General features: G+C 49.4%; 8 protein-coding genes and 1 pseudogene. 4 read left to right on the top strand and 5 right to left on the bottom strand.

The window, feature by feature from the left end; genetic code table 11:
• Positions 1-49: 49 nt before the first annotated feature.
• Positions 50-5,077, bottom strand: coding sequence for a carbohydrate binding domain-containing protein (locus GON22_RS22770; protein WP_160398408.1), 5,028 nt, complete (start codon positions 5,075-5,077; stop codon positions 50-52).
• Between the two features lie 341 nt (positions 5,078-5,418).
• Here GON22_RS22770 and GON22_RS22765 point away from each other — a divergent pair, with 341 nt between their 5' ends.
• Positions 5,419-6,120 carry a response regulator transcription factor gene (locus GON22_RS22765; protein WP_160398407.1) on the top strand — a complete coding sequence of 234 codons (702 nt, stop codon included), beginning with the start codon at positions 5,419-5,421 and terminating at the stop codon, positions 6,118-6,120.
• 79 nt (positions 6,121-6,199) lie between these two features.
• On the opposite strand, the gene GON22_RS22760 is transcribed toward GON22_RS22765, so the two are convergent.
• Together GON22_RS22760 and GON22_RS22755 are read right to left on the bottom strand one after the other, a co-directional pair.
• Positions 6,200-7,282, bottom strand: a complete 1,083-nt coding sequence (locus GON22_RS22760; RefSeq protein ID WP_160398406.1) for a sensor histidine kinase — start codon at positions 7,280-7,282, stop codon at positions 6,200-6,202.
• Between the two features lies 1 nt (position 7,283).
• On the bottom strand, positions 7,284-7,979 hold the full coding sequence (locus GON22_RS22755) for a response regulator (RefSeq protein ID WP_160398405.1): 696 nt from the start codon (positions 7,977-7,979) through the stop codon (positions 7,284-7,286).
• Between the two features lie 208 nt (positions 7,980-8,187).
• Here GON22_RS22755 and GON22_RS22750 point away from each other — a divergent pair, with 208 nt between their 5' ends.
• Positions 8,188-9,201, top strand: a complete 1,014-nt coding sequence (locus tag GON22_RS22750) for a DJ-1/PfpI family protein (protein WP_160398404.1) — start codon at positions 8,188-8,190, stop codon at positions 9,199-9,201.
• A complete protein-coding gene (locus GON22_RS22745; protein ID WP_160398403.1) occupies positions 9,201-9,830 on the top strand; it encodes a DUF2306 domain-containing protein in 630 nt (209 codons plus the stop codon). The genes GON22_RS22750 and GON22_RS22745 overlap by 1 nt, the downstream gene beginning before the upstream one ends.
• A 714-nt stretch (positions 9,831-10,544) precedes the next feature.
• On the opposite strand, the gene GON22_RS22740 is transcribed toward GON22_RS22745, so the two are convergent.
• A complete protein-coding gene (locus tag GON22_RS22740) occupies positions 10,545-10,913 on the bottom strand; it encodes a DoxX family protein (protein ID WP_160398402.1) in 369 nt (122 codons plus the stop codon).
• A 176-nt stretch (positions 10,914-11,089) separates the two neighbouring features.
• Here GON22_RS22740 and GON22_RS22735 point away from each other — a divergent pair, with 176 nt between their 5' ends.
• Positions 11,090-12,889: a diguanylate cyclase gene (locus GON22_RS22735; RefSeq protein ID WP_160398401.1), complete on the top strand. Its 1,800-nt coding sequence runs from the start codon at positions 11,090-11,092 to the stop codon at positions 12,887-12,889.
• Positions 12,890-12,956: 67 nt separating this feature from the next.
• Here the strand turns inward: GON22_RS22735 and GON22_RS22730 are convergent.
• A pseudogene (locus GON22_RS22730) lies at positions 12,957-13,917 on the bottom strand (alpha/beta fold hydrolase).
• Positions 13,918-14,043: the final 126 nt, after the last annotated feature.

The raw sequence follows: 14,043 nt of genomic DNA, 5'->3' as shown, positions 1-14,043 counted from the left end.
CTGCTTCATCGCGGCTTGGGGATCTTCACGTAATGCTGCTTATTGCGGATTACCTGCCAATTCGAGCGAAAGGAACCGTTAATAAGTCAATGTCTGCCCATTCCAGAGGGGAGTTGGACTCCGAAACGCCAGGCGTATTCGAGGTTGCTGGATCATTAGGCAATGTATCCATCGGCGAGAATTCGCCTTGGTGCAGCATAACGCCGATGCCATTCGCCTCAATGTTAGGATTGCCAATGGCGCTCAGCGGAATTTTCGCCTCATAGAACGTATCGCGATTGACATTGTGGCCTAGTGCGATGAAATCGACCAACGCGCTCGCTTTTGCCACATCATCAGCATCCTTAACGCCCCACAGCGTGCTTGATCCGTTGCCAGCCGCGAATTTCACTTCGATGCCGGCTTGCGCACCCGTCTTATAGTTTATGCCGCCGTCATCAACCGGGAAGACGCCGTTAATCGCTTTGGAGAGATAGCCCGTATGATACATCTTCGAAGCAATGTTAAACTGGTAATCCGGCAGGTTTGTGCCTCCCCAGATCGGTTTTCCGCCATTTTTCTTCCACATATCAATGGATGCGCCTGCGCCTGCAATCGTGTCGATCGCTATCGTTTGCGGCAAATCCATGGAGCGGATTGGCGTTCCGCCCGATGAACCCGCATTCGCCGGATCAATAATGTCAGTCACATCTACGTACTGCCATGCCAAGTATAAATTCTGGTCATCCCATGCGGCCCACAGATGCGTCAGGTCCATCGGCGTTTCGTGCATCGCCCAGTTGCTGCCAAGGGAACGCGGGTCGTCGCCGGCCATATCGATTGCGATAAGCATATCGCTAGTCCATTGTCCGCCATTCACCCCGTCGATGACCATCGGCGTAGATACTCGTTTGCCAAAGGTAGGGTTCGTCGAGTAGGGCTTGCTGCCGCCAGGTTGTACAACCGGCTGTTTCGGCGTTACGGCCGTAATCGCATCGCTTGCATCGGATAGGTTGCCAGCCAGGTCATACGCTTTGACCGTATAAATGTAAGACGTTTCTGGCGTAAGTCCCGTATCTGTATACGAAACTGTAGCAGAGGTTCCCTTCTTAACGCCGTCCCTATAAATCTCGTATCCCGTTACGCCGACAGCATCCGTCGAAGCTGTCCAATTCAGTGCAACCGATGTTGGAGCAGGCGTACCCGCCACTCCCGTAGGTTTCGTAGGGGCAACCGTGTCCACTACGCTATCTCCAAGAATGATGGCCGTTGCTGCTGCGCTGTACGAGGAGACGTTGCCTGCAGCATCCAAAGCACGCACTTGATACTGGTACGTTTTGCCAACTACAACCGTACTGTCCGTATACGTCAGTACGTTCCCGACAGTGAATTTAACGGGAGCATCCGTGCCCGAAGTGCGGAGGATTTCATAGCCTACCACTGCGAGATTGTCGTTAGATGCGCTCCAAGTAAGCGTTACGGACTTCGGCGTGCCGGTGTTTACGGCAGCATTTACACTGCCCGGTACTGAAGGAGGCGTGGTGTCTCCAGGAGCAACCCCGAGCTCCACTTTCCCCGGAGCATTGTTCGCGCCCGGCGTGTAGGTGTTGTTGCCTACATTGAAGAAGTAATTTTTGGCCGCATTGTTATCCCAAGTGCCGCTGCCGTTATTGAAGCAAGCTTCCAGTCTTGTCGCAGATCCGATATCGATCGTAATCTTGCTGTAGCCAACGTTAGCCGGGTCATTCTCCATCTTCACGCCCGGAACCGCTGTCCATGTGCCGCCTTCAGGGCGGTAGTGAATATTGGCTGGATTGAACCCTTGCTTGTAGTAAACCGTTACTTTGTTGCCTACTGGAGGAAGGCCAGGCTTGCCCGGTGTCACTGTGCCTGCTGCTCCATTCGCACCTGGGACGAATGTGTTGTCTCCGATAGCAAAGAAGTAGTTTTTCGACGAATTGCTATCCCAGCTTCCGCTGCCGTTATTGAAGCAAGCTTCCATTCTTGTAGCTGTGCCGATGTCGATCGTAATTTTGCTATAGCCCGGGTTAGCCGCATCGTTCTCCATCTTCACGCCTGGCGAAGTTGTCCACGCGCCGCCTTCTGGACGATAGTGGATGTAACCTGGATTAAACCCTTGCTTGTAATAAACCGTTACTTTATTGCCTTCAGGCGGAAGGCCTGGTTTACCCGCAACTATAGTGCCCGCGGCACCATTCGCGCCTGGCGTGTACGTGTTGTCCCCTTGATTGAAGAAATAGTTTTTCGTTGCATTGCTGTCCCAGCTTCCGCTGCCGTTATTGAAAGCCGCCTCCACTCGGGATGTCGTGTTAATGGTGAATTTGGCGTAACCGGCAATTTCGGAATCGGCCATTTTGGCGCCAGGAGCTGTCGTCCACGTGCCGCCTTCAACACGATAATGGATATAAGGCGTTGCAAATCCTTTTTTGTAATAGATGGTTACCGCGCTTTCTGTTCCGCCCTGCAGGGTTGTTACGCTTAGTTCATTACTAGGATCCGAGGATCCCCCCGACGAGTTCTTCGCGATTACTTTATACAAGTACTGCGTTGCCTGCGTTAAGCCAGTATCTGAATAAGTTGTGCCACTAGCCGTGCCCACCTTGACTTGATTGCGATAGACGTCATAGCCCGAGATCGGAACGCTATCTGTCGATGCCGTCCATGTTAAAGATACTGTCGTTGCGGTCTTGGCAGAAGCAGTCAAGTTAGCAGGTGCCGTCGGCTTCGTGATCTGTCCGCGCGGATCCGTGTCACTCCATGTGCTGCCATCGAACCAGCCAGTCGACGTTCTTGTGAAGCCTGCCAGATTTTTCGCTGGGAGCTGTTTATTCGTGCTGTCTTTGAAAATAATCGTCGCCTTCTCGGCAGTGTCGAACGTATAAACATACCAGTCTCCGCCGGCACTCTCCATCGCAGGGGCAGAAGCCCACAGCGGCTCGGTTTGTTTCGGCAGCGTTTCATAGAAGTATACTTGCGGCGTTCCCCAGTCAGCAGGCTTCTTGAAATAGACCTGCAGCTTGGCGTTCGGATCAGCTTTGGTGAACGTATAGGACGTTTTGTTCGTGCCCTTGTCATTCTCGGCATACAAGCGCAGCGTCAACGTATCGTTAAACGCCATATTCGCACCGATGGTGATCGAATCGCCATTAGCGAATGCCGTGCCCGTAGCAGGGTCGCTGCCGTCCAGCGTATATTTGCCGGTGGTCGCGCCAGTCACTTGCAGCGTTATCGACTGCGTATCCGTCTTAAACTTGCCGCCAGCTGGCGTTGCGCTTAGTTGCGGCAAGCCGACAACCATTCCCTTCACGCTTTCAATCAAAATGAGCCCGTTCGTGCCTGCCGTAAATCTTGCTTTGCCGCCGGCTACGACGGTTTCTGCACCGGTATAAGCATCACGGACCGCTTCACCGTCCTCGAAAATCCCCGCTACCGTTACATCAACCGTGCCTGATGCTCCTGCAGCAACAACAACTTTATCCATTAACCCATCCTTCTCATACGTACGAGCGAAGGTGTATGGGCCATCCGCTAGCTTCTTATGGGCTCCTGCCCCTACAGCAATATGATTATTTCTGAATTTCCCGATTTTCTGCCAATGGGACAGAACGTTTTGGTTGATACTGTTCCAATTCATGTCAGAACGTGTTCCCTGCTGCGGATCGGAGCCACCGTTACCGAGCTGTCTTGCCGTTTCATCCCCATAGAACGTCTGCACGCCGCCAGGCAGCAGCAGCATGGCTGTCCCTGCTTGGATCAGATTGTTGCGATCATACAAAGACGTATCATGCGAGGACAGATAGCTCAGCATATTGTAGTTCGGCGTACTGCCGTTCAATTCCGTTGCATACCTGGAGAACAGGCCCTCCAAATCCGTCATCGTCGAAGTTTGGAAGGAGAAGTTGATGACCGAATCAAACCCGTTGTCAAAATAGCTGCTTCTGCCAAGGCCATGTCCGAATACTTCAGCCGTCATCCAGAAGTTGTCCTTCCATTGCGCACCTGGCTTAGTCGGATTATTCTGTCTCCACTTCTGGAGTGCCGCGCTCGCTTCTGTCTTCAGCTGCGCCCAACGGTTCGTTTCGATATGCTTGGCCGTATCGGCACGGAAACCGTCGATGCCGAATTCCTCAACCCAAGAGGATAACCATTTCACCATATAGTCTTTAGGCGCGATGTTCAAATCTTTACGGTATTGCTTCGCCGCTGGGACGATCCAATTGTCAAAGCCTGTGCTTTCCGCCGCCCACTTGTTCTTCAACAATGGAGGAAGCGCTACGCCGCCCGTCGACTCTGTCTTAATGTCAGGCAGGAATCCGACGCACATCGTAAGATCGCCGCCGCCGCAGTTATCGTAACCTGCTATGTTCGACGCACGAATCCAGTCTTTGCCCCACCACGAAGCCCAAGCTGTAGCATTTTGCGTATTCATGATTTCGTTGTGGGTATGGAAGTTTTGCCCCTTGCTCTTATCCGGTGCCCAAGTTCCAGTTAATCCGCCCATGTCGCCGTAATGGAAATCGGCCATATCCTTTAGCGTCGGATAAGCGGTATGGTTCATGATCACATCGAGGATAACCCGAATCCCCTTCGTATGCGCGAGGTCGACGAACTCCCGCATTTCCTCGATCGTTCCCATGTTTTTATCCATCGATGTGAAATCTAGCCCATAGTAGCCATGATAGCCGTAATGGGCGAAGTCTCCGTCTTTACCGCCAACCCAGCCATGCATCTGCTCCCATGGCGCTGAGATCCAGATCGCATTCGTGCCGAGCTCAGTAAAGTAGCCTTCTTGCAGCTTTTTCGTCAAACCTTTAATATCGCCGCCATGGAAGGTACCGACATCAGTCCCCCATGCATCCTTGCTCGTCCTGCCGTACGAATTGTCATTGCTCGTATTGCCATTGTTAAAGCGGTCCGTAAGCACAAAATAAACGTTGGCATTATCCCAGCTGAACGGCTTATCCTGCAGTTCGGCAGCTTCTGCCCGCTGAACAGACGTGAAAGACAATGTGCCTATTACGGATATGAAGAGCATTAGACTAAGAAAAGCATGAAAAGAGCGTTTTACCTTAACCATTTTTGATTAATTCCTCCTAAATCGATCATCGTATTGCCAGGACCAAACGGATTCGGCCTGTTAGCAAACTAATAAACCTCGCACCCCTCCTATCGCGATAACGCTTTCATCGCAAACATCAGTATCGTATCAGCCCAACTTAAAGCGCTGTTAAACTTTTCGAATTTATATTCCGAAGTCAATATTTTTCACCTTTTCGTTCAATATTCTCCAATGTCATTATGTGAGATTGAATCCTATAATGAAGTTGGACAGAACAGGAAAGCGGTTTCCTTCGTTGGTTGTATTGGAGATCCACACCTGTTTGTGAAAACGTTTGCACAAAAAGGGTGGTGCGTTCCTTGCGAGAGAAAATTATTGTCATCGACGAAAATCGTGAAATCTGTCATCATGTTGCCCGCTATTTAACTAGCCATGGATTTGAAGTCATCTGCGAATCGTACAACAATCCCCTTCTATCCAACGTATTTCATCAACATAAAGCAGACCTGCTCCTGCTCGATCTCAAAATGCCTTATTTGGCCGGGATCGAATTATGCTTGGAGCTCCGCAAGTCTACTGACACGCCCCTTCTCTTTATAAGCAGCCATCATGAGGATCATCTGAAAATTCGGGCGCTCATGTCAGGTGGCGATGATATTATGACGAGACCGTACAACCTGGATGTCCTGCTCGCCCGCATTAAGGCCCATATTCGACGAAACCAACGTGCGTTTCCGGTTCACCAGCAGCATCTGCTTGTCTTGCCCGATCTGGAGGTCGATTTATTCAGCCAACGCGTTCTTGTTCATGGAAGCGAGGTGAATCTCTCTTCCAAAGAATTTGGCCTTCTCGCCATATTGGCGAAAAACCCTAACCGCATTTATTCCGTCGAAACGCTATACGATCTATTATGGACCGAGGGCCGGATGAGCAGTTTGCAGACGGTGATGGTACATATTTACAAGCTACGCCGCAAAATTGAAGCCGATCCGCATAATCCGCGATACATCCATACGGTGAGAGGTTCCGGCTACAAGTTTCAAGTGTATACAAATTTGTAATATAGGGCGTGACATTGCCAATATGCAAAAAATGACCGTTTCCAAAGCACTTCATGTGCTTGAAACGGTCACTTTGTAGTTAACCCTCATTATTTATTGCAGCTATCCAGCCCGATATCCGCGACCCGCCATCGGAATGATTTTCAACAGCTAGCTCGCCCCCGTGCCGCCTTATCACTCGCCTCGCAATTGTTAGTCCCAGCCCGGCTCCACCCGTTGTCCGATTTCTTGACTCCTCGCCACGATACAGCGGTTCGAATGCACGATGCAAGCCCTCTGATGAGAAGCCCGGCCCTGTATCCTGAATGGAAAAGGTTATCCTGCCGCCTTCCTTGCCGCATTGCACAACAATCTGCCCTTGGGCTGGCGTATGCCTAGCGGCATTGTCCAATAGGTTGTTCATGGCACGCTCCAATAAGTGCGCATCGCCAGCTATAGTGGCATCGCATTCCACGAAATTCGTGATGACGGATAAGTGTTTCTCACGAGCTAACGGGCTAAAGCTTTCTACGGATTTCTGCAGGATGTGCTTAAAATCAATCTTCTGGCATTGAAGCTCCGCTTCCATATATTCGACCTTCGTAAACGTGAACAGATCCTCGACGAGCATATCCAGCTGCACCGACTTCTCCTTGCAAACGGCCAAATATTTGGCTAGTTTTTCCGGTGAATTCGCAATTCCTTGCTCCATCCCGTCCAAATAACCCCGTAATGCGAATAACGGTGTCCGCAAATCATGGGCGACCGCCGCGATGACAAACCGCCGCTCCGCCTCCAGCTCCACTTGTTTCTCATTTGATGCTTGGAGCCCCTTCGCCATCACGTTGAAGCTGTCTCGTACCTCGTCGATTTCTTTGATTTTGGACCGTGGCAGCTGCAAGCCCCATTCTCCCCCGGCAATTTGGCGAGCGGCGGCGCTCATTTGCTCAAGCGGGTGAAGCAACCTCCTTCGCATAGCCACGCCAACCATGGCGAAAGCGAGCAGCAATCCGGCAACAGCGGCAATGATCGGAACGATCATGCTATCCCCTGAGGAATGGTTGCTCCCAAAACGTACCGTTCCCGTTACGGCAAAATGTGCTGCAACATAAAACAACCACGGCAACGTTAGGATCAGGTACAAGCTAGATAAGGTGAATGTACGAATGCGTACCGTTCTCATATTACCCTCCCTCAAATCGATACCCTACGCCCCATACGTTGATTAGATATTGGGGCTGTGCCGGGTCCAATTCGATTTTATCCCGCAGCCGGCTAAGATGAACGCGAACGGTATGCTTATCGCCGACGCCTTCCCATAAACGGTCAAGCAATTGGCCATAGGTGAAAACCTGCCTCGGGTTCTCAACAAACAATTGCAGCAGCTCAAATTCCCTTGGGGTGAGCGAGATGCTTTGCCCGGCTACGAATACTTCGCGTGTGGGCAGATTGATCTGCAGGCGTCCGTAATCCAGCACTGCTTGGCTCAGTTGCTGCTGCGCCTGCTGAGTATCGGTTCGCCGCAATACGGCCTTGACTCTGGCGATGATTTCGCCCGGCGAAGCCGTTTTGACGATGTAATCGTCGCCGCCAAGCGTCAGGCCTCGAATCTTGTCTACATCATCGCTGCGCGCACTTAAGAACAGGATCGGAACGCTGCTCTCCGAGCGAATGGCCCGGCACAATTCGAAGCCGTTTTGCCCCGGCATCATAATATCCAGCACAATGCAATGAATCGGTTCCCGCTGAAATATGGCGAGCGCTTGCGCCGCATCACAGGCTGTTTGGACATGAAAGTTCTCATACTCCAGAAAGTCCCTTAATAGCTCGACGATGCTCGGGTCATCGTCCACCACTAGAATCGTTCTCCACTCACTCACGACTATTCCACCTATCCCTAATTGCGCCGTTGCCGCATTCTGATCTTGCGATATGCATCTTAGTCTATCATTATTGCTGCAAGAAATAACATCGCCAAACATGTTCTGTGATCTTTTGTTTATTATTTTGTGACGGTTGTAACGCTTCGTTTGTGAACTTCAATCGTTATGATGGCATGAGAAATCAGCTCATTAGGAGGATTTGCCCATGCTAAATGTTCAAATCGTATTATTTGATGGCTTTGACCTGCTGGATGCTATAGCGCCCTACGAAGTGTTTTTCGCTGCTGAAATGTCTGTTCCTGGTTCGCTTAGTGTCTCATTCGTCACCGCCGAAGGGCCGAGATCCGTAGCCAGCGGGGTTAATGGCGTCAAGCTTGAAGCGAGTAGCAGGCTGGACCCCGATTGTGCAGGCATCATTATCGTGCCCGGCGCTTGCGGTACACTTGATGGGGACGGTCCCGATTCCATTCCAGCTATTCTGGCCCGGGTAAATACAGAATTGGCCGGCTTGCTCCAACAAGCGCTCGGGCAACCCGATCTCATTGTGGGGACGGTATGCGGCGGTTCTCTCGTGCTGGCTATGGGAGGCTTGATTGAAGGGAGGCCCGCTGTTACCAACCATCTGGGCATGGAATTGCTCGCGGCGACAGGAGCGATTCCCATTCATGCACGCGTCGTAGACGACGGCGATTTGGTTACAGCAGGCGGCGTTACCGCGGGGCTGGATCTTGCGCTATATCTTGTGGAACGCGAGCTTGGGCCGCAGATCGCTCTCGCAGTTGAACAGTTATTCGAATATGAACGAAGGGGAACGGTGTGGCGTGCGCAAGGAATGGCCCCTAGCCCTTCTAAGCTGATGGCTGGCGGAGAGCCGGAACATCCAGCTAGCGAAAGCCAACAAGATAATGGAGCAAAGCCATCCGCCTTCGACGGCGAGTGGGACACGAGCATCGCTACACCTGTTGGGAAAATGCTGGTCAAGCTGCGGATATCGACAAGCAATGGAACGATTCAAGGCACGGCAACGCAAGGGGACGATGTGATCGATTTTATAAATGCTGAACTTAGGGGCAGCCAGCTTTGCTGGTCGCTTCGCATTACGAAGCCGATGCGCTTGAACCTCAAGTTCGAAGTGAGCGTGGATGGCGGCCAGATGAGCGGCATCGCCAAAGCCGGGTTGCTGCCTGCATCCAAATTAACCGGCGTTCGGATTTCCTGATGAATAATAATCACAAACGGTTATATGCGCTTATGGCATGCGTCACCGTGTTATTTATCCTTTATGCCTTAGTGAACAACTATATCATCGATCCCGGAGCCGAACATTTCCTGAGCCACAAGGCTGGATTGAAACGCCAGCCTAAGCTGCCAATCTGGCTAAACGTGATGTACATTCATGTTGCCTTCGCTTGCGTCGCCATGGCGGCGGGATTGCTCAATTTCTCTGAGCGCCTCCGCGAGAGCAGCCGCAAGTTCCATCGCATCAACGGCTATGTTTATGCAGGGGCCGTCCTTCTCGTTGTGCTCACATCCGGATACATGGCGCCTTATGCCACGGGAGGGAAGATCAGCAGCATGGGCTTCAATGCGCTTAATCTCATCTGGATATTTGTCACAATAACGGCCATTGTCCAGATTAAAAGAAAACGAATCATCCAGCACCGCCATTGGATGATTCGCAGCTACGCCTTTTGTTTCACCAATCTGCTCATTCATCTGCTTACTGCGATCTTGCAGCAAGGGTTCGGGCTCGATTATGTGGCCAGCTACACGATTAGCATTTATGGCGCTATTGCGCTGCTGCTTGTTGTGCCGAGCTTTTGGATAAGGGTATTCAAGCTGGGCTAGTGGAGATGTGCGGAAATAAAAATAGTGGCAGCTTTGGGTTGAAATAATAAGTCCCGGCTGCCACTGTTTTTATTTTCTAATAGTGAAATTCATCCGGTTTAAGCCCTGATGCATCGTATCCCAGCTTACTGAGCACTTCCAACCCATCATGAAACGCGATGCGATTTGCTCCATTCCATCCATTCTCCAATCCATACAAAATGAATTGCCTAACTATTCTTGGATGATGCAAATTGAATTTCTCAACATTACCCGATACGATTTGGTTTAAGTAAACACCAACTAATAGAGGGCTTCCCGAAATGGGGTCCTCCCAAGTATGAAAGTGGAATACACAAGGCGTGTTCTTCAGTGCTCTTAGTGATATGGAAAGGGTAACTTCGCTAATAGCATTACGGTACTTTGAGTGAATCAAATATACGGTCTGCACCTAGTTTAGATTCCAAAATGTATGATGAATTGATTATTGCGTGAAGTTTTAGCCAACAAGCTAATCAACTTTTCTAATTCATTTTGTAAAAGTCCCGTTGCAGCCTATTTCTCGTCTGCTCCCAGTAACCTTCTCCGTTCTCTTCTTCTTTCCAAACCAATTCTCTTCGTAAAACTAAATGTATCAGGCGCTTCTTCGATTAAATTAAGCCACTTTTCTAGTATTTTGATAGCACATAATGGAAGGAGATTGAACTTTCACAGCTGCACCTTCCCGGTTGTTAATTACCCAACCAGAAACGCCAGTTCATCTGCATATAAAACAACAACTGCCGCTGCAATAACAAGGTTCAATAAAGCCGGCACTACTTTACCGATCGGATGTTTGACTCTGATATGCGAGAAGTATGCTACCAGCATCATGATGCCTATGCAAATGGCTGTCCATGCTGCAATCTCCGGATACCAGTAGCCGATAATGAGCCCTATACAACCAGCAATTTGAACGTAGCCCGTCCAGACCCGAAACCATTGTGGAAGTTTAACGGAATCAAACAATTCGATCTGATGTTTGGCCCCTGCAAGTTTGCTTCCGCCGAAGAAAGCCATGGAGAATAGCAGCCAGCTTTGAAGAATGATCGTTAATATGTGCATTTGAAATCCCCTTTTCTGTTTCTTATTTTAAACCGACACCATTCGGTGTCCTATTTAATAATATAACACCTTTTGGTGTCCTGTAAAGCCTTTTTGAAAAAAGGAATTGCGCATTTTTTGTCGAATCTAGTAGTTTGTCGTTTGAACCTTACAATACAAATAAAGGTGGATTTGGAATGGCTGAGCTGCCCCGATCTAAAGACAGTTCACTTCAGCATAAGTTTAGCATCAAGCATCTAATCATCACGGCGTTCTGTATCATTATTGGGATGGTTCTGTTCATTGGCGCTAGCGCTTATTACGGAATGAACCGATTAAATAGCGTCAACGAACGCAATAACAACTCTAATACGGTACTGCTACATATGAATGGAATCGAATCAGCCATTAAAGATGCTGAAGACACCCTAACCTACTATTATTCGGGCAACGGCTGGAAAACGTATGTGGACAATGGAACCGGAGGGTCCGCTTACTTCGATATGTCGGAAGGCCAGCTGAAGACGAATGTGAACTATAGCGGCTCTCAATTTTGGACGATCCAAATTATGCAAGGGTCCTTCGAGCTGATCCACGGGAACACCTACACGCTTACCTTCGATGCTAGCTCGACGATTGATCGAAATATGGCCGTCCTGCTCGAGAATAGCGTTAACTATAACAAACATCTCGTGCAACAATTCCGCTTGACCAAAGAGAAAAAGACGTTCAGCATAACGTTCCACATGGATAATGCCACGGATAAGTTGGCTCATATCGTATTTGCCCTAGGGAACGTGGATGGCACTGCTGTTGGTTTGCCGGACCATAATGTTTCCTTAAGCCGCGTGTCTCTCATCCATACGGATGAAGGCCAGGATTTGATCAACAATGGCCAGTTTATTCGCGAAGACGTTAGCGGCGTTCTTGCTGATGTAAAGATGAAGTTTGATCAAGCAACGAATGCTTCGCGGACACTGGCAGCCGATAGCCTAGAACAAACAAAATCGTTAACCAAGCTTGCCGAGCTGGAGCAGAAGTGGCTCGAAAAAATGCAAAGCATGATGACGGATTTGGATTATAAATTAAAAATTTCCGGCGTGACGAACGCCGATACAGAGCTGCAATCGCATGAATCCAATCGGGATATTGAAACGGCGATGAAATCGGTTATCAACCAAATTAAACAAACGGAATCTGCCCGGCTGGAAGTTAGGAAGCAGGAGTCACACAATATCACCCAGTTGATCTACACTGCTTTCGGTATCGTCATTGGGCTCTCTGTTGCGTTATCAGCAGCCATCTATGTCTACTTCAACAAAGCGATTACAAGACCGATCATTCGCACCTCCATCCTGCTGAAAGAGATGGCAGAAGGCGACCTGTCCCGCAGCATGGGACTGAAAATCAAGCAAGAGCAGGTTTCGTTAGCCATACAGGAAGTGAGCCAGTTATATACGCATATTGTCGAGGTTCACCAATCCTTCCAGACACAAGCTTGGCATGATGGATTAACGGGGCTCTTCAATCGCAGGACGTTCGATAACGTAATCCAAGAGTGGATCGATCGGCGGCAGCCCTTCTCCCTGCTCTTGCTGGATATCGACAACTTCAAGTCGATTAACGATACGTACGGGCATCTAGCCGGAGATGAAGTGCTCAAAAAACTGGCGAGATTCATGCAGGCCGCAGCGCGGGAAGAGGATATTTGTTTCCGCTACGGAGGCGAAGAGTTCGGCATTCTGATGCAATGCGAAACGGCGGATGAATTGTATGCGCTTGCGGAGCAGCTGCGCGAAGGTGCCCACAAGTTGCATGGTCCAGATTTGCCGCCCATTACGGTCTCTATTGGCATCTCCAGCTTGCAGGAGCAAGATGAGGACCCGTCTTCTGTAATTGAGAGAGCGGATACTGCATTATATGAGTCGAAGGCTGGCGGGAAAGATCGGACGACTATGGCGCAAGCGAGCAGCAAAAGCCGTTCATCCTTGGCATAAGGATGAACGGCTTTTGTTCGATTGCTTTGCTGCAATAAGGCAGGACGTTATCCATGTCGCATTCCAGCTACCGCCGAACGCTCGGAGCCAGCTCTCTCCATTTCGTGTTTAACCATTCCGCGAAAAGCTCTTTTTCCTCGAACTGGGGATAATGAGCCGAATTTTTGAACACAACAAATTCCTTCTTAGGCGCTTCCAGCACATCAAAATAATCGTTTGCCGCATTAGTGGATGTCATATAATCATATTGCCCCATGACCATGTACAAAGGAAACATCAAGCAAATTATATTCCCGATTAAATAGAAAGCCTGTGTAATAATCCCTGTTATCGTTAATTAATCGGGCTGCTCCGCCGTATTTTCGAATCATGTCTCTAGGAGTGGATTGTTCCCCCCGTTTGATCGGACCCCTCAGAAGCTCTAATCGCTCCGCATCTTTTACATGGCCAGCTCGCTTAGCTTGGCCGATGGCATAATCCAAACTGTCCAATTCGCTCTGCACTTGATTAGCAACCTGCCCAATGCCAATGTAAGCCACAAATTTCTCCGGTGCTTTGGCCGCGGCTTTCATCCCAATGTATGTGCCAAAAGAATGGCCGATTAGCAGCACTTTCTCTTGCCCCAGCATCTCTTTCACGTAATCTGTAAGCTCTAATAAATCATCGACGAGCAAGCCTGTTGATAAATTGGAATAGTCCTCAAAGAAATGATAGGATTTCCCGCTGCCTCGTTGGTCGTAATGTACAATCGTAAAATTTTTCTCAAGCAAATCTTGATATTTCCGTACATACGGAATTTCGGAACACCCCGGTCCGCCATGCACAAAAATGATGATCGGATTGCGCCGGTCGCTCCCTCTGATCATTACTTCATGCCCTGCGCCGTTGATCTCGATCTGCTCCAACATGCTTATGCTGTTTTCACCTTTGATGGCAGGCGTCCATGTAGGAAACACCAACCCAGTCAGCACTAACAGAACAACGATCAGCAAACTTATCTTTGTTATTTTGATAGCTTTTCTCTTCACATGACTTATGCAGTTCGCCCCAACAACTGTAAGGACAAAAGTTCAATAGATTTCTAGCTAAAAACAAGATAAAACACTTGACAAATAGAAGTCGCCTAAATAATTGCGAAGGATACCTTTTTAACG

The organism is Paenibacillus sp. MMS18-CY102 (genome assembly GCF_009789195.1).
Lineage (GTDB): Bacteria > Bacillota > Bacilli > Paenibacillales > Paenibacillaceae > Paenibacillus_T.
This window is presented reverse-complemented; position numbering and strand designations above follow the sequence as displayed.

What these genes read in the sequence shown, in the direction of transcription:
- GON22_RS22770 (WP_160398408.1), bottom strand. Translation starts at nt 5,077, where the DNA reads ATGGTTAAGGTAAAACGCTCTTTTCATGCTTTTCTTAGTCTAATGCTC.
- GON22_RS22760 (WP_160398406.1), bottom strand. Translation starts at nt 7,282, where the DNA reads ATGAGAACGGTACGCATTCGTACATTCACCTTATCTAGCTTGTACCTG.
- GON22_RS22750 (WP_160398404.1), top strand. Translation starts at nt 8,188, where the DNA reads ATGCTAAATGTTCAAATCGTATTATTTGATGGCTTTGACCTGCTGGAT.
- GON22_RS22745 (WP_160398403.1), top strand. Translation starts at nt 9,201, where the DNA reads ATGAATAATAATCACAAACGGTTATATGCGCTTATGGCATGCGTCACC.
- GON22_RS22740 (WP_160398402.1), bottom strand. Translation starts at nt 10,913, where the DNA reads ATGCACATATTAACGATCATTCTTCAAAGCTGGCTGCTATTCTCCATG.
- GON22_RS22735 (WP_160398401.1), top strand. Translation starts at nt 11,090, where the DNA reads ATGGCTGAGCTGCCCCGATCTAAAGACAGTTCACTTCAGCATAAGTTT.